At 28.9% G+C, this 17,201-nt stretch carries 17 protein-coding genes and 1 riboswitch; of the genes, 14 read left to right on the top strand and 3 right to left on the bottom strand.

Features of this window, described 5'->3' with window-relative positions; genetic code table 11:
- Positions 1-39: 39 nt before the first annotated feature.
- The 4 genes from BN1865_RS09130 to BN1865_RS09115 all read left to right on the top strand — a co-directional run bounded on the left by BN1865_RS09130 (position 40) and on the right by BN1865_RS09115 (position 3,381).
- Entirely contained in the window at positions 40-471 is a 432-nt protein-coding gene (locus tag BN1865_RS09130; protein ID WP_050636959.1) for an RrF2 family transcriptional regulator, read from the top strand.
- A gap of 1 nt (position 472) precedes the next feature.
- Complete coding sequence (locus tag BN1865_RS09125; RefSeq protein ID WP_050636958.1) at positions 473-1,972, top strand: serine hydrolase; 1,500 nt, start codon at positions 473-475, stop codon at positions 1,970-1,972.
- Positions 1,959-2,213, top strand: a complete 255-nt coding sequence (locus tag BN1865_RS09120) for a hypothetical protein (RefSeq protein WP_232780365.1) — start codon at positions 1,959-1,961, stop codon at positions 2,211-2,213. Before BN1865_RS09125 ends, BN1865_RS09120 begins: the two co-directional genes overlap by 14 nt.
- Before the next feature lie 85 nt (positions 2,214-2,298).
- On the top strand, positions 2,299-3,381 hold the full coding sequence (locus BN1865_RS09115; RefSeq protein WP_050636957.1) for a radical SAM/SPASM domain-containing protein: 1,083 nt from the start codon (positions 2,299-2,301) through the stop codon (positions 3,379-3,381).
- Between the two features lie 54 nt (positions 3,382-3,435).
- On the opposite strand, the gene BN1865_RS09110 is transcribed toward BN1865_RS09115, so the two are convergent.
- Positions 3,436-4,221: a MurR/RpiR family transcriptional regulator gene (locus BN1865_RS09110; RefSeq protein WP_050636956.1), complete on the bottom strand. Its 786-nt coding sequence runs from the start codon at positions 4,219-4,221 to the stop codon at positions 3,436-3,438.
- A gap of 220 nt (positions 4,222-4,441) precedes the next feature.
- On the opposite strand from BN1865_RS09110, the gene BN1865_RS09105 reads away from it, so the two are divergent.
- The 5 genes from BN1865_RS09105 to BN1865_RS09085 all read left to right on the top strand — a co-directional run bounded on the left by BN1865_RS09105 (position 4,442) and on the right by BN1865_RS09085 (position 10,305).
- Positions 4,442-5,731: a PTS sugar transporter subunit IIC gene (locus tag BN1865_RS09105; protein ID WP_050636955.1), complete on the top strand. Its 1,290-nt coding sequence runs from the start codon at positions 4,442-4,444 to the stop codon at positions 5,729-5,731.
- Between the two features lie 10 nt (positions 5,732-5,741).
- Positions 5,742-7,226, top strand: a complete 1,485-nt coding sequence (locus tag BN1865_RS09100) for a sulfatase-like hydrolase/transferase (RefSeq protein ID WP_050636954.1) — start codon at positions 5,742-5,744, stop codon at positions 7,224-7,226.
- A 150-nt stretch (positions 7,227-7,376) separates the two neighbouring features.
- A complete protein-coding gene (gene mnmE / locus BN1865_RS09095) occupies positions 7,377-8,711 on the top strand; it encodes a tRNA uridine-5-carboxymethylaminomethyl(34) synthesis GTPase MnmE (protein WP_050636953.1) in 1,335 nt (444 codons plus the stop codon).
- Between the two features lies 1 nt (position 8,712).
- Positions 8,713-8,934: a hypothetical protein gene (locus BN1865_RS09090; protein WP_050636952.1), complete on the top strand. Its 222-nt coding sequence runs from the start codon at positions 8,713-8,715 to the stop codon at positions 8,932-8,934.
- Between the two features lie 138 nt (positions 8,935-9,072).
- On the top strand, positions 9,073-10,305 hold the full coding sequence (locus BN1865_RS09085; RefSeq protein ID WP_050636951.1) for a hypothetical protein: 1,233 nt from the start codon (positions 9,073-9,075) through the stop codon (positions 10,303-10,305).
- Positions 10,306-10,313: 8 nt separating this feature from the next.
- Here the strand turns inward: BN1865_RS09085 and BN1865_RS09080 are convergent, their stop codons facing one another.
- Positions 10,314-10,982 (bottom strand): BglG family transcription antiterminator, encoded by a 669-nt coding sequence (locus tag BN1865_RS09080; RefSeq protein ID WP_050636950.1) that lies wholly within the window; start codon positions 10,980-10,982, stop codon positions 10,314-10,316.
- Positions 10,983-11,041: 59 nt separating this feature from the next.
- Positions 11,042-12,115 (bottom strand): metallophosphoesterase, encoded by a 1,074-nt coding sequence (locus BN1865_RS09075; protein WP_050636949.1) that lies wholly within the window; start codon positions 12,113-12,115, stop codon positions 11,042-11,044.
- A gap of 86 nt (positions 12,116-12,201) precedes the next feature.
- A riboswitch (Lysine riboswitch) is annotated at positions 12,202-12,373 on the top strand.
- A gap of 65 nt (positions 12,374-12,438) precedes the next feature.
- Between BN1865_RS09075 and BN1865_RS09070 the strand changes: the two genes are divergently transcribed.
- From BN1865_RS09070 to BN1865_RS09050, 5 genes are all read left to right on the top strand, one after another.
- Positions 12,439-12,906, top strand: a complete 468-nt coding sequence (locus BN1865_RS09070) for an ACT domain-containing protein (RefSeq protein WP_050636948.1) — start codon at positions 12,439-12,441, stop codon at positions 12,904-12,906.
- 10 nt (positions 12,907-12,916) lie between these two features.
- A complete protein-coding gene (dapA, locus tag BN1865_RS09065) occupies positions 12,917-13,813 on the top strand; it encodes a 4-hydroxy-tetrahydrodipicolinate synthase (RefSeq protein ID WP_050636947.1) in 897 nt (298 codons plus the stop codon).
- A gap of 1 nt (position 13,814) precedes the next feature.
- A complete protein-coding gene (gene dapB, locus BN1865_RS09060) occupies positions 13,815-14,558 on the top strand; it encodes a 4-hydroxy-tetrahydrodipicolinate reductase (RefSeq protein ID WP_050636946.1) in 744 nt (247 codons plus the stop codon).
- Positions 14,559-14,570: 12 nt separating this feature from the next.
- Positions 14,571-15,878, top strand: a complete 1,308-nt coding sequence (lysA, locus tag BN1865_RS09055) for a diaminopimelate decarboxylase (protein ID WP_050636945.1) — start codon at positions 14,571-14,573, stop codon at positions 15,876-15,878.
- Positions 15,879-16,021: 143 nt separating this feature from the next.
- Positions 16,022-16,984 (top strand): DUF4352 domain-containing protein, encoded by a 963-nt coding sequence (locus tag BN1865_RS09050; RefSeq protein WP_050636944.1) that lies wholly within the window; start codon positions 16,022-16,024, stop codon positions 16,982-16,984.
- Positions 16,985-17,201 lie beyond the last annotated feature (217 nt).

The following is a 17,201-nucleotide window of genomic DNA, read 5'->3' as shown; positions in this document are numbered from 1 at the left end:
TAAATGTAATAAAAAAAGTTACAGTTAAGAGGTGATAGGATGCCAAGTGAGTTTATAATAGCTATTCATGTACTGGCTTATTTGCGAAAGGAAGCAAAGCAAATGTCAAGTGAAGAAATTGCTAAAAATGTTTGTGTAAATCCTGTAAGAATAAGAAAAGTTTTAGCTCCATTAAAAAAAGCAGGTATTATAGAAACAAAAGAAGGATTAAATGGTGGTTATTTCTTTCAAGTTGGTAAAGAAACCATCACATTGAAACAAATTTATGATGCTTTACAAATTAATATTTGTCAGACATCATGGCGAAGTGGAGACATTCATAATGAATGTATGATCAGTAGTGGTATGTCACATGTTGTTGATGATCTTTGTAATGATTTAGAAAATGTTTGTCAGGATTATTTAGCAACTATAACAATTAGAGATATTCTGATTGATTTAGAAAATATCTCTAATACAAAGGAAAAATAATATGAATACAAAAGAACATAAAGAAATGAAATTGCGTGGAAGTTATGATGTTAGTTATTTAGACAATAGTGTTGATCAAATGATAATTGATTTTATGAAAGAAGAAGAAATACCAGGTTTAACACTTGCAATTGTTCAGGCTCCTTATATTCCAAGAGTTGTTGGATATGGATTATCTGATGTTAAAGAAAAAAGATTAGCAAGTGTCAATACAATGTTTCCAGTTGGTCCTATTTCACAAGCATTTTGTGCTGTTGCTATTATGCAATTATATGAAGAAGGAAAGATTGATTTAGATAAATCAATTCAATATTATCTGAGTGAAATTCCAGATATGTGGAAAGATATCCGCATTATTGATTTATTACATCATGCAAGTGGATTACCTCATTATGAAGATAAAATACTATTTCATGATGTTATTGATGCATTAAAAGAAGAACCACTTCATTTTTTACCAGGTGAAGATGTTGAAATGAATCCTATCAATTTCTTATTCTTAAGTGAAATCATAGAAAGAATAAGTCAACAAAGTTATCATGAATTTATTACTGAAAAACAGATTCAATTCTTAAATTTAAGACATACAGGATTTTATGAAAATCTTTCTCAATTTAAACATGAAGATGTTTCTAAAAGTGATTATATTCATCAAATGTTTAAAACAAATGGAGAGTATATTGATCCAACAGAATATTCAAGAAGTTATGATGAATCTGGTATAGAAATAATTCCACAAGTTACAAAAGGGTATAATGATATATGGGCAAGTGCTCAAGACATATCTTTTTGGGATATTGGATTAGCAGGTGGGGTTTTAATTCATGATATTGAAAATCGAAACAAAATCTATAAACCTTGGAATTTACCTAATGGACAGGAAGTGCCAGCAGTTGCTGGATGGCAATTTTATAAACATCGTGGACTCATGGATATTAAAGGAGGAGTTCCAGGATATTCAGCATTTTTAAGTCGTTTTACTGATTCTCATGAACTTGTTTGTGTCACTTTATTAGCCAATAAAGAAAATGTTGATTTTACAAACTTAGGTAGAAAAATAGCAGGAGCATTCGGAGATTTATTATCTACAAATTATGATGATAATCAGTTATATTTAATAGAAGGACAATTATCTGTTCAAGAAACCATTTTAAAATTAGAAAAAGAATTACAAAGAAGAAATATTCCACTCTTTGCAAAATTCGATCATGCTAAGAATGCCCAAGATGTTGGTATGAATTTAAGAGAAACGTCAGTATTGGTTTTTGGAGCACCAAAAGTAGGTACAAATCTAATGTTGATAGATCAAAGTATTGCCTTACAATTGCCATTAAAAATAGCTGTTTGGCAAGATGAACAAGGAAGTACATGGTTAGCTTTTGAAAAAACAAGAAAAATGGCTGAACATTATGGTTTAGAGAATCATCCAATTATTATAAAAATGCAAAAATTATTAGAAGAAATTGTTCATGTAGGAGCAAGTGTTTATGAAAGAAGGTAAAAATATGTTAAAAGAAGGTACAATTGTTTATTTCTTAATGAATGGATATGTTATGTCTGGTAAGGTTATGGATATTGAAGGTCATGAAGATGATTATGAATTTAGCATTGAAGGTTATGCAGGGTGTGCAGGACCTCATAGAATTGCTTCAAGACAAATTCATATGACAGTTTTTCTTACAGAGGAAGAAGCTAATAAATATAAAGATAATCCTCAAATGTATTTACCATCATATTGCTAGAAAGAAAGGAATGAGTGAAATCATTCCTTTTTGCATAGATTAATTTTCATTATATTGTTATACTATGTTTAAAGTAGGTGATAGAATGAAGAGCAGTTCATACTTAATTAAACCAGCATCATCTTTGTGTAATATGAATTGTTTATATTGTTTTTATAGTGATGTTTCAAAACAAAGAGAAAACTATTCCAAAGGGATTATGTCAAAAGATACTGTTGAAATACTTATAGATAAAGCATTAAATGATGCAAAAGACATCACTTTTGCTTTTCAAGGTGGAGAACCAACAGTGGCTGGACTTGAATATTTTCAATATTTTGTAGATTATGTTCATAAAAATAAAAAAGACCATATTATTCATTATGCTATTCAAACAAATGGATTGATTTTAGATGAAGAGTGGTTAGATTTTTTTAAAGAAAATCATTTTTTAGTTGGAATCTCATTAGATGGAAATGAATATATTCATAATCAAATGAGAGTCAAAGGGAAAGAACCTACATTTCATAAAGTCTTTCAACATATTCAACAAATGAAAAAGAAAAAAATAGACTATAATATATTAACAGTAATAACACGACAAATGATTCCTTATGCTAAAGAAATATATGAGTTTTATAAACAACAAAATTTTCAATATATTCAATTCATTCCCTGTTTACCTGAATTAGATAATTCTACAGATCAATATTATTTAAGACCACAAGACTTTTATCAATTTTATCATCAAATCTTTCCATTATGGTATGAAGATTTAAAACAAGGAAAATATGTTTCTATCTCTTTATTTGAAGATTTATTAATGATTTTTCAAGGCCATTATCCAAGAACTTGTGGTATGTTAGGACAATGTCAGTTACAATTTATTATAGAAGGCGATGGAACTGTGTATCCATGTGATTTTTATGCACTAGATCAATATAGTTTAGGAAATATTAAAAATGATTCTCTTTTAAAATTAAAACAATCAGTAAATGCACAAAAATTTTTACAACAAGAAAAAAGATATTCAAAATTATGTCAAACATGTCAATTTAAGAATATCTGTCATGGTCAATGTAAAAGAATGAATATTGTTTATTTTGATGATGATTATTGTGGTTATCAAGCATTTTTAAAAGAAACTTATCAAATATTTTATAATATAGGACAAGGAAAATTGAAATAAGGATAAACAAAAGGAAAGATATAAAAAAGTCTTTCCTTTGAACTTTTATTTCTTTTATTTTTTATTATGATTATAATTTCCATTTACAATATAAGCCAATTCAGCTAATAAGATTTCTATAAAAACAAAGAGAATTGTTTGATTATCTAAGAAAGATGACGTTGAGGCATTTTCAATAGAAGGTAATAATACATGATAATTTGCTTGTTTGATGAGTTTTGTTTCTGTACATGTAATCACAACAGTTGTTACACCATTTTTTGAAACTGTCTTAATAAATTCATAATATTTTGGATCAGCAGCACGAGTTGTAAAGATAATCGCAACATCACCTTTTGTTAAACTTTCTTGAATCTGTTCAATCAAGATAGGATCAGTTAATGCTTCAGCATCAAAACCTATCTTTGTTAAACGATAACGAAATTGTAATGCTGAAAAACCTGTTCTATTCTTACCAATAATTTTAACACGCTTTGCATTTGATATTAATTTTGCAATCTTTCTGATATTCTTTAAATCTATGTAATCATTAATTTGTTTAATATAACCAGCATATAAAGATGTAATAGAACGAGCAATATCCATACTCTCATTTTCATTTTCACGACTTCCAGATATGATATAACGAGAAAGTTCAAACTTGAATTCTGCAAAACCAGAATAACCAATCTTTTTGCTAAATCTGATAATAGCAGCTTTAGATGTTGATGTTTCTAAAGCTAAAGCATCAATACTGTCTATAACGACAGTTGAAGGATTTTTTTTAATCCAATCATATATAAGTTGTTCACTTTTTGTATAATTATTTTTATAAAAATCTAAACGTTCAAAAGGGTTCATATGATACCTCCAATTATATGCATCATATATATATCATACAAGAATATGAAAATAATGTCAAAATGAAACAAGTTTCAAATATTTTTATAAAATAATAAAACTATTTTTAAAATATTATTGAAAATAGTTTTAAAATATGTATAATATAAGTGAAACAAGTTTCATTATTAACTGTATACAGCTGAAAGTAAAAATCATCGAGAGGGAGGAAAAGGAAAAAATGCAAAAATTTATGGACATCTTAGAGTCTAAGCTTATGCCAATTGGTATTAAACTTGGAAATAATAGATACCTCAAAGCTATTAACAAAAGTTTCATGATTATATTACCATTAACTATTTTTGGTTCAATGTTCACATTGGTATCAAGTTTCCCAGTCACTGCTTGGACAGATTGGTTAGCAGAAACGGGGTTAGCAACATGGCTAGCTTTACCGTCAAAATTAACAATTGATTTAATTTCTTTATATACTGTTGTTGCTTTGGGATATGCTTTTACCAAAGAAGAAGGGTATAATGGATTTGCAGGTGGATTAACGGCTTTGGTTTCATTTATTATTGTGACACCATTATTACAAATTACAACTAATCAAGATGTCGTTGTGACTGCACTGGGATTTGACTGGTTAGGGGCAAGAGGTCTCTTCGTTGCAATGATTGTTGGTTGTGTTTCATCTTTATTGTTTATTTTCTTTAATAAAAAAGGTTTAACAATTAAAATGCCAGAAGGTGTTCCACCAATGGTTACTGAATCTTTTAGTTCATTAATTCCAATGTTTTTAGTAGGAACAATTTTCTTAGTTATTGCTTATTTATTTAGTTTAACATCTTATGGAAGTTTACATAGTTTGATTTATACTTTTGTAGCAACACCATTACAAATGGTTGGTGGAAGCTTTGCTGGAATGATTATTTTCACATTAGCATTACATGTTTTATGGTTCTTTGGTTTACATGGTGGAAATATTATCAATTCTATCAGCAACCCATTACTCTTACCCTTAGCATTAGAAAACTTAGCAGTTTATCAAGCAGGCGGAACACCACAATATATTTATACAACAGCTTTTAAAAATACGTATCAATTTGGTGGTGCTGGAATGACGATTTCATTATGTGTGCTAATGATCTTTATTGCTAAATCAGAAAGATTTAAAGCTTTAGGAAAATTGGCTTTACCAGCTAATATTTTCTATATTAATGAACCAGTAACTTTTGGTACACCATTAGTATTGAATACAACATTAATTATTCCATTTGTTTTAGCACCATTAATTACCCAAATCATAGCTTATGGATTAACGGTTATTGGTGTATTGCCAGTCTTGATTGGGTATCAAATTCCTTGGACAATGCCTCCTATCATTAGTGGATTTATTCAAGGTGGATGGCGTGTAGCAGTTTATCAAGTCTTTAGCTTAGTTTTAACATTTGCAATATATTATCCATTCTTTAAAGTTGCAGATAAACAGGCTTGTTTAGAGGAAGACGCTATAAAAGCAGAAGAATAGGAGAATTGATATGAGTAAAAAACCAAATATTGTTTTATTTGTAGCAGATCAAATGAGAAATGATTCATTGCATCACATGGGGAATGATGCTGCAGTGACACCTCATTTAGATAATTTATTAGAAGAAGGTATTTCATTTGAAAATGCTTATTGTCAAAACCCTGTTTGTGTTCCCTCACGTTGTAGTTTTTTAACAGGACTTTATCCTCATACAACAGGACACAGAACAATGCATTATCTTCAAAGACATGAAGATGAACCAAATATTCTCAAAGAAATGAAAGATAATGGATATGAAGTCATTTGGATTGGAAGAAATGATGTCATTCCAGGTGATAAAGTCAAAACACCTTATTGTGATGAATATTATGATGGTATATCTTTTGAAAACAATCGTGATAATCCTAAGAGTCCTTTTTTACCAATGGGTTATCAAAAGGAAATCACAGAAGAAGAGATACAGGATGATAATTTCTATTCCTTTTATATTGGAAAATTAAAAGATAGTGAAGGATATGGAAAACAAGATTGGAATTGTATTGAAAGTGCATTAGATTATATTGATAGAAAAAGCAAAGAGCCTCAAAGCAAACCTTTCTTTCTCTATTGTACAATTTCTTTCCCACACCCACCATATGCCTGTGAAGATCCTTGGTATTCGATGATTGATAGAAGTCTGGTTCCACAAAGAAGACCATCAATTGCGACACTTCAAGATCGTGCAAGTATGTTATATAGTATTGAATCTAAACAAAATCTTCAAAATTGGAGTGAAGAAAGATTTACTGAGTTAAGAGCAACTTATTTAGCAATGGTATCTCGTTTTGATCATCAGTTTGGTATGATTTGTGATAAATTAAAAGAACATCATCTATATGATGATACAAATATTATTGTCTTTAGTGATCATGGTGATTATACAGGAGATTACAATATAACAGAAAAAGTACAAAATTGTTTTGAAAATCCAATTAGTAATATTCCTCTCTTAATTAAACCTGCACAAAATTTGAAAGTTAAACCAAGAAAAACAAAAGCATTAGCAGAATTATTAGATTTACCAGCAACAATTGCAGACATGTGTAATATTCAATTATCATATACACAGTTTGGGAAATCTTTGGTTCATGTTTTAGCTGGAGATGAACAACATAAAGATGCAGTCTTTTGTGAAGGTGGTCGTATTCATGGAGAAGTTCAAGCGATGGAGAAAGGTCATGGACCTACTTCACCATATTGGCCAAGATTAAGTACTCAATCAAGTGAAGGACCAGAACATACCAAAGCATTAATGTGTAGAATGGGAAATATCAAGTATACAATGAGATTGTATGAAAAGGATGAATTGTATGATTTAAATCAAGATCCATTAGAATTACATAATCAAATTGATAATCCCAAGTATCATGATATTATCTTAAAATTCAAAGAACGTATTCTTTATTATTATATGGAAACAGGAGATTTTGTACCACAAGGTCGTGACCTAAGATAAGAGATTTGTAACAATATTTGGTGTAATGTCGAAATGATTTAAACCTCTATTTATGATAATAGGGGTTTTTAGACTATTTATGGAAATGATACTTTTCTCATAGATATTTTGATAAGATGTTGTTATACTATTATAGGAGTAGGTGAGAAAATGAATGATGATATCATTGTTGCGATTGCAACATCAAGATTAGAAGCTGCTATTTCTATTATACGTTTGAGTGGTAAAGATTGTATTGCATTTGTGCAAAGTTTTTTTACAGGAAAAATCATGGACAAGGATAGTCATACAATTACATATGGATATATTAAAGATAATCAAAAAAAGATAGATGAAGTCTTGGTTAATATTTATCGTGGTCAAAAGACTTTTACTGGTGAAGAGATGGTTGAAATCAATTGTCATGGTGGTGTTTTTATCACTCAAAAAGTTTTAAATCTCTGTTTAAAAAAGGGTGCAAGAATGGCTGAACATGGTGAGTTTTCAAAACGTGCATTCTTAAATGGTCGCATAGATTTATCTCAGGCTGAAGCTATTAGTGATTTAATTACAGCTAAAAATGATTATGCAACTGAATTAGCATTAAAAGGTATTCAAGGACATATTAGTCATTTTATAGAAGATTTAAGGGAAGATTTAATTCAAATTATTACCCAAATAGAAGTCAATATTGATTATCCAGAATATGATGATATTGAAGAATTAACAGCAGACACATTGCTTCCTAAAAGTGAAACATTACAAAAAAAGATGAATCGTATTATTGAATCATCTCAAAATGTACATTTATTAAAAGATGGTATTTCAACAGTTATTATTGGTAAACCTAATGTTGGAAAATCAAGTTTATTAAATGCTTTATTAAATGAAGATAAGGCTATTGTTACTGATATTGCAGGAACAACAAGAGATGTTGTAGAAGGAACAATACGTTTAGATAATATTGTTTTAAATATGATTGATACGGCGGGTATTCATGAAACAGAAGATATTGTTGAAAATATTGGTGTAACAAAATCTAAAGAATTAATTCATAAAGCTGATTTGGTATTATTGGTTCTTGATGGATCATCAGAACTGACAAAAGAAGATTATGAATTAATAGAGTTATCTCAAGATACCAATAGAATTATTGTCATAAATAAAAAAGACCAAGGCATTCATCAATCAATAGAAGGAATTGCTATTAGTGCAAGAGATAATGAGATAGAACCATTAATTGATGAAATCAAAACAATGTTTGAAATGGGTAAAATAACTTCAGGACAAGAAGATATACTTGCAAATGCAAGGCAAATTCAACTATTAGAAAAAGCTAACCAGTCATTAAACAATGCAATTGAAGCAATGAAAAATCAAATACCAACAGATTTAATTGTGACTGATTTGTATGATAGCTGGGAAAATCTAAAAGAAATATTAGGAGAAAGGGCAAAAGAAGATTTATTAGATGAATTATTCAAACGCTTTTGTATAGGTAAATAAGATGAATAAATATAGTGTTTTATCACAAAGGTTTTATAGATTCTTTAAATATTTAAGAACTTTAGGAATAATAAGTTTAGTTCTTTTTCTTGGAATAACAGCTTTTAATCGTGGGAATGCCACATTATCTTTAATCAGTTATATTTTTATGATTATTATGTTTTCATGTTTATTTGAATGTGTTGTTTTATATGCTTTGCATTTGATTTTAAAGAATAAATAATAATAGCCTTTTATTGGGCTATTTTTTAGTTGTTGACATGTAATCATTTATATATGATAGATAAGTTTTTCATAAAAGAAGAAAATATTTATGATACAATAAAGAGAGAAGATATGCTTTAAAAAAAGGAGAATTTCTATGAAGAAAAAACATCATTATGTTAGAAATACTTTCTTTGTTGTTCTGGTTATATTTACTATTTTAGGAATCGTTATACAGAATATTTTGTTTACTTCTCATTATGATTATCTAATGTCGGCTTATTTAGGGACTATTATGCCATTACAAAGTACTGATTCCTCCTTGATAATATGTGAAAGAGAAACAAGCATTAGTGTACAAAATATCATGCAGATTCAAGACCAATATCATATTACAAATAAAACATCTAAAAATCAAACAATTCATTTGTCTTATCCTTGTCTTAGAGAAAGTGGGCTAACAGGAGAATCAATGGATATTCAGTTGAATCAACAAAGTATTAACTATCAGATACAATTAAGTGGTTTATTTGCATTTGATGAAAAAAGTACAAGTCAGGATTTCATAAAGGGTATTGAATCATCAGAAACCAAAACAATATCCCAAGAATTTGCTAAGAAACTTCAGGAAAAGGTTTATGTTTATCAATTTGTTAATAGAGAATATCCTGATGATGGACCAATCAGATATTTAGAAATTGAATATGACAATTATTTAAAGACATATGATTTTTATATTGAGAATCAAGATAATAGAAAGATAATCTATATGGACAATGATGCTCATGCCATAACACCTGTCATTATTTCTTATGAGAAAATCAAAGGAATGAAATTGACAGGGTATAGTGATGAAAGTTGTAGTAAAGTTGATAAAGGTGTTACAGCACAAGTGAAAGAAACAGAAATGACATTTCAAGATGCAATAAAACAATGTTTAGATGATTATATATCAAAAGAAACAATGGGTGGTCAAAATCAATGGAATCGAGAAGCCTTTTATTTGAGTTATTTTTGTCGAATGGATAAATTATATCAAAAAGATCAAACACTTAATGAGTTTGATCTACAGGCATTATTATTTGATGAATATTTCTGTAAATTTTATACAGAGATAGAAGTTCCAGCAAACAAAACAGTAACAGTTAGTTATAATTATCAAAATGCCAAGACAAATATTCAATCAGATAAAGGAAAATTTCATTATATGACAAACTATCTTTCGGATATAGAATTTACAAAACAAAGTTTTTCAATAATATTAGATAATACTCATACTATTCAAGATAATAGCTTAGGATTGATAGGAACGAAACATTATCAAACGATAGAAGTTCCATTTAATCAAGATCAATACTTTATACAATTAGAAAAAAATAATGTGAATTAATTTTCACATTATTTTTTAAATGCTGTTCCAAAATGAAGAGCAATATAGGCTAATTCATGTTCATTAAATGATTTATGATAATGTTGCTCAACAATTGAATTAAAGATTTGTGCACATTTGTACTCAGTTTGATGTTGTGACTGAATTTGATCTTTTAATGGATTGTTAGTTAACTGTTGATCATTTTGAAGACGATCTAATGCAGGATAGAAATGAAGTGTCATCCCTGTATAGAATTCAGTTTTCTTTCTTAAATCATAATTTAATTCTTCTTTAATACATTTAATTGTTTCATTAATAACATCTTCCATTTCATCATCACATAAATCAAACTCACAGTTAAAATCAATATCTAACAAGTTAATATTTGCTAAATACATTGTTGTATAACTTATTTGATTTTCATCAATTGTAATGTTGAATTTCTTTTCAAGAGATTCAATAATTTCTTGTGAAGCCGGATAATACTCATGTTCTTTTAAATGATTAATCTGACTTTCACTTGTAGGAATATAAGTTCCATTTAATTCCCTAGAAACACATAAAGATAAATGAATGATTAAGTTATCAAATGATGACTCAGAGACTTGAATATGATGTTTCTCAATCATAGATTTTACAATATCTTCAATAATTTCTTTTCTGTTTTCATATTGACTATCTAATTCTATAACCATATACCTTACCTCGCTTTTCATATGATATATTATTTGTCGATAAATGTCCATAATAAATATTACTTTTTTGTAAACGTTATCTTTATATCCAAATATTCACAATGAGTGAGAAGTCTGACAGGGAATCCCCAAGAACCATAACCACTAGTTACAATCAAAGAAAAATCATTTTTTTGTAAAAGACCATATACATTATCATATAAGGGTGCTGTCAATAATGTTAATGGAAATGCTTGTCCAGCATGTGTATGTCCTGATATTTGTAAATCAGCATAATTCATCATTTCCTGATATCTTTTAGGATTATGGTCTAAGACAAATGTTGGCAAGCTTGTATCCATACCTTGAATTATCTGAGCAATTGTCTGTTCCTGATGAGCCGAAACATCTTCTCTACCTACTATATTAAATAATCCATCAACACATACATAATTTTCATTTAAAAGTTGAATATTATTTTTTTGATAAAGTGAAGGATCTAATATATTTGCAAAATGTTCATGATTACCATTAACAGCATAAATACCATATTGACTTTTCATATGAGATAATGAATTTAAGGCTTCTACCACCATTTCTGTAGGTGTAGATTCATCAAATAAATCTCCAATAAGAAAGATAGCATCATAAGACTGTTGATTAATTTTATTTACAAGATGATTAACATCTTGTAAATAAGTTCCAGTTCCTAAATGCATATCACTAATAGCTGCAATACGTAAAGAAGATAAATCAGTGTCTTTATGAACAACAATATCATAATTTTTTTCAACTTTATGAAAATGTGTCATATATCCAAAACTTGTTATGGCTACCGCAATAACCCCACACAAAATGACTACTCTTTTTTGAACAGTTTTATGAATAAAAGACATCAATAATTGATATAAAGCCAATATTATGACTGTTATAAAAACAGATAATATATAAAATTGTACAATCATTGTGAATACAAAAAAGATTGGATTATTAGGAAGAATAAATATTTTCATACATATAATGATAAGTGAAAAGAGAGTACAAACACCAAGTATATTTTTATATAGCTTTTTTAAATATTTAAATTTATAAAGAAAATAGAGAAAAGGTGCTATAATAATAAAGAGAAACATTAAAATAAAAAATATTTTCATAACTTAACCTCATTTCTTGGATACAAGTATATCATAAATCACTAAAAAATAAAGGTTGCTTTCATATAAGTGTTGTGATAGTATTAAGTCAAGATAGAGGCGCATGAGTTAAGAATTCTTTTGTAATAGATGCAACTAAAAAGAAGGAGGAACGATTGCCGAAGGTATAATGATTTGCATGTTATTATGTCCTGGGGGTATAGAGAATATCTATGCCACTGTCACTTTAAGATATTAAAGTGGTGTGCTATTGCGTTAATATACTTTTATTGATTGCAATGGTATCATTGCAATTTTTTGTTTATAGAAAGAGGGCGACTATTATGGAGAAAACAACAAATACACAGGTAGGCTACAATGATCAAATTATTCATGTCAAGTTATTAAATGTTGAGAAAAATTCATATTTTATAGGTGATATTTTTAAACAAATTTCACAAATGAACGTGAATATAGATATGATTTCTCAAGTCATGTTAGAAGATGAAATGCGTATTGATTTTACATGTGATCTTAAAGACCAGGAAAAATTAAATCAAGCGATAGAAAGTATTAAAGAAAATCATCCAAGAATAATGGTTTATCAAAATAGAAATGTTGCTAAAGTCATGGTTGAAGATCAAAAAATGAAAGATGAAGTTGGTGTTGCAGCTCAAATTTTTGAAATATTAGGTAAACAACAAATCCCTTTATTACAAATAACAACATCTGAAATATCAATATCATTTGTTATTCCTAAAGAATTTATGGAATTAGCTGTTCATAAAATTAAAAATATATATCAATTATAAGGAGGATATTATGGAATCTATTTTTGAAGGAAGTGCGGTTGCATTGGTATTACCAATGCATGAAGATGGAAGTTTAGATTTTGAAGGTTTTAAAAGACAAGTTCAAAGAATGATTGATGGTGGTGTTCAAGCTTTACTTGTCAATGGAACAACTGGAGAAACACCTACAATTACAATTGAAGAAGAATTCGAATTAACAAAAATTGTCATGGAAATGGCTAAAGGAACTGGTATTAAGGTTATAGCTGGAGCAGGATCAAATGATACTGCAACTGCCTTAAAAAAAGCTGAATTTGCAAAAGAGGTTGGTGCTGATGCTATTTTAGTGGTGACACCATACTACAATAAAACAAGTCAAAGAGGTTTAATTGATCATTATACTTATATTGCTGATCGTGTAGATATTCCAATGATTATCTATAATGTTCCTGGACGTACTGGAATGAATATAACTGTTGATACAGTTGTAGAACTTGCTAAGCATAAAAATATTAAAGCCATGAAAGATGCAACAGATAATATTGCTTATGCAATGGATGTTTTATCAAAAACAAGAGATTTAGATTTTGATATGTATAGTGGTTGTGATGATAATATTTTGCCATTTATTGCAGCTGGAGGTAAAGGCGTTATTTCGGTTTTATCTAATGTTTATCCTAGAGAAACAGAAAAGTTTGCGCAAGCAGTTTTAAAGGGTGATATGGAATTAGCAAGAGCAATGGCATATGATTTGAATGATGTAAGTAAATATTTATTTGTTGATGTCAATCCAATTATGCCAAAAGTTGCTTTAGCTAAATTAGGAGTTTGTGGAGAAATGGTCAGAAGACCTTTGATTCCAACAATTGAAGCTAATAAAGAATTGTTATTTGAAGCAATGAAAAAATTTGAAGAAAAGGGATATTAAAATGAATGTAATTGTATATGGATATGGATTAATGGGACAAAAAGTGGCCCAAGCAGTGAGAAACAATGATCAAATGAATTTGATTGGAGTTGTTTCTCCTGTCTTTAATGAGAAAATTGTAGAAAACATGTATTCTTCATTACAAGAGGTTCATGATCAAGTGGATGCTATTATTGATTTTTCTCATCCAAATAATTTAGATGATATATTAAAATTTGGAATAAAGCATCATTGTGCATTAGTTATAGCCACAACAGGTTATGATGAACAACAAAAATTACGTATTGAGGAAGCATCATCACAAATTCCAATTTTTCAATCATATAATACATCATTTGGTGTATCAATGTTAACAAAGATTGTTAAAGAGGTTGCTAAGGAATTCTATAATCAAGGATATGATATAGAAATTATTGAAAAACATCATAATCAAAAGATTGATGCTCCTTCTGGTACTGCTAAGCTTTTGTATGATGTTATTCATGAAGATATTGATGAAACAAAAGAAGTTTATGATCGCAGTCAGGTTCATCACAAAAGAGAAAAGAATGAGATTGGCATTCAATCTGTGCGAGCAGGAACAATTTTTGGGGAACATACAGTTTTATTTGCAGGACATGATGAAATTATTGAAGTCAAACATACAGCACTATCTAAAGAGGTTTTTGTTCAAGGTGCTATTTCAGCGTGTGTTGCAATCGTAGATAAAGAAAATGGTTTATTTACATTAAAAAATTTATATTAAAGGGGAAATAGAATGGTTTTACAAACAGAATTTGCACAAATTAGAAATAATACATTATACATAGATGAAGTTAATGCTATGGATCTTGTAAAGACCTATGGAACACCACTCTATGTTATGAGTGAAGGACATATTCGTCATCAGATGAATGAATTAAAGACGAAGTTTTTAGATAAATATGAAAATGTTTTACCTTTATTTGCATCAAAATCATTTAGCTGTTTAGAAATTTATAAGATTGCTAAAGAATATGGCATAGGTATTGACTGTGTAAGTGCTGGTGAAATTTCAATTGCTTTAAAAGCAGGATTTGACCCACATAAGATATATTTCCACGGAAATAATAAATTACCATCTGAAATAGAATATGCTATTTCACATGATGTTGATCATTTTGTGATTGATAATTTTTATGAGATTGAATTGGTTGAAAAAATTGCAACACGTTTAGATAAAACAATTTATGCAACTGTTAGAGTTGTACCAGAAATTAAAGCCGGTGGTCATGGCTTTATTCAAACTGGTCATAAAGATACAAAATTTGGATTTAGTGCTAGACATGGTATTTATTTGGAAGCAATTCAAAAAATTATGGATTCTCATCATATTGAATTTGAAGGAATTCATTGTCATATTGGTTCACAGGTTTTTGATCTTTATGCTTATATCAGTGCAATGAAACGTTTTGTTGGGTTTGCATATGAAATATATGATCAATTAGGTGTTATGGTTACTAAAATTAATGCTGGTGGTGGATATGGTATTGCATATACTAAAAAAGATGAACCATTAGATTTTGAAGTGATTACTACTGAAATTATGAAAACAATCAAAGAAGGTTATGATGCTCGTGGTTGGAAAATGCCGATGGTCTTAGTAGAACCGGGACGTTATATTGTTGGTAATGCGGGAATAACACTTTATACAATTGGGACAATTAAGGAAATACCTGAAGTACGTACATATGTCAGTATTGATGGTGGGATGACAGATAATATTAGAACATGTTTGTATGATGCTGATTATGAAGGTGTTATTGTTAACAAGGCTGAGGAACCTCGAGATACAAAGGTTACTGTGGCAGGTAAAATCTGTGAGTCTGGTGATATTGTGGTGAAAGAAATAATGGTTGCTAAACCTGAACCAGGTGATATTTTTGCTCAATTTTCAACAGGAGCATATCATTATTCTATGTCATCTAATTATAATCAATTACCAAAGCCAGCAGTTGTATTTACATATCAAGGAAAATCTAAGTTAGTGATTAGAAGACAAACATTTGATGATTTGACTTATTATGATGTAGAAGAAGATTATTAAAAGGACAAGATAAACTTGTTCTTTTTTGTCACAAAATGCACAAAATAGTGCAAAAAATACAACAAATTTTATTAATTTGTGACAAATAAATTGAGTTTTCTTAAATTCAAAGTATAATAAGAGTATAGGGAAAGGAGAACAAAATGAAAAAGTTAATTAAATGTTTATTAACAGTTTTAATGGGAGTAAGTATTGTTGCATGTAGCAGCAAAAACAATGATTTAGCAATTGAATGGGGAAAGGAAACAAAGTTTGAAGATTTGGTTTCTTTTCAACTAGAAACTATTGGGAAAACACAACAGATTACACCTGATGTTATTGGAACATATTATAATTATTATAAACCAAGAACATCAACAAACGCTTTATTAGATGTTGTATTACAGATGACTAATTTAAAGAATGAGGATTTAAAGGTTGCCTCTGCTGTAGATACTTCATTTACTATTAATGAAAAAGAATATCCTGGATATACGATTGCTGTCAGTGAAGATGGAAAAACGATTCATCAGGGAGCAACTCTTACAAGTGAAGGAACAAGTAAAATTCATTTCTATACTGAAATTGATCCAAAACTTTTAGATGGTGATATTACATTTCAATTAAAGACAAAAGATGAAGATAAGGAACAAGTTGCAGCAATGACATTTAAATTAAGTGATGTTGCAAGTCATTATGAAAGCAAGAAATTAAAAGATGTGGTAACTATTGATGGTACAGGTGAGATAACTTTAGAGTCTACAGATGTAGCAAAGAAGATAGAACCAGCAAAACCAACAGGTTTATATACTTATTATAAAGTGAGATCAGATAGTAATAGTTTTGTTATTTTAAAAACAAATATTAAAAATACTTCTGATAAAGATTTAACTGCATCAAATGTTGTTTCAGCAGTATTGGTAGATCAAAATAGTAATGAATATCCAAGCAATATGTTCTATGAAAAAGATGATCAAAGTAATTTATCAGCAGCAAGTTCTACAACATTAGCAGCTGGTAAGAGTGGAACAGTCTATTTTGTATTTGAAGTTTCTGATAGTATTGCAAATGCAGAAAAAACAATAAGAATGGCACATATGGGAAAAGTTTATACTTTCACATTTTAATCAATGACGAGACTGATTTAAATCAGTCTTTTTTTATCTATTTTACTTTCTATAAAATAGATTATGGAAAGATTTCCATAATCTATTAAGAATTTGGATGCGTCAGTCAATATATTTGCTTAAAGCATTGAATAGTGAATTGCTCTGTGCTATAATATGGGTACGGAAGTCTTCGAGGATAAAATGAATATACATGTTAGATGTATTTTTGTTTTGT

Origin of the sequence: Candidatus Stoquefichus sp. SB1 (assembly GCF_001244545.1) — a bacterium.
Classification (GTDB): Bacteria; Bacillota_I; Bacilli_A; order Erysipelotrichales; family Coprobacillaceae; genus Stoquefichus.
This window is presented reverse-complemented; position numbering and strand designations above follow the sequence as displayed.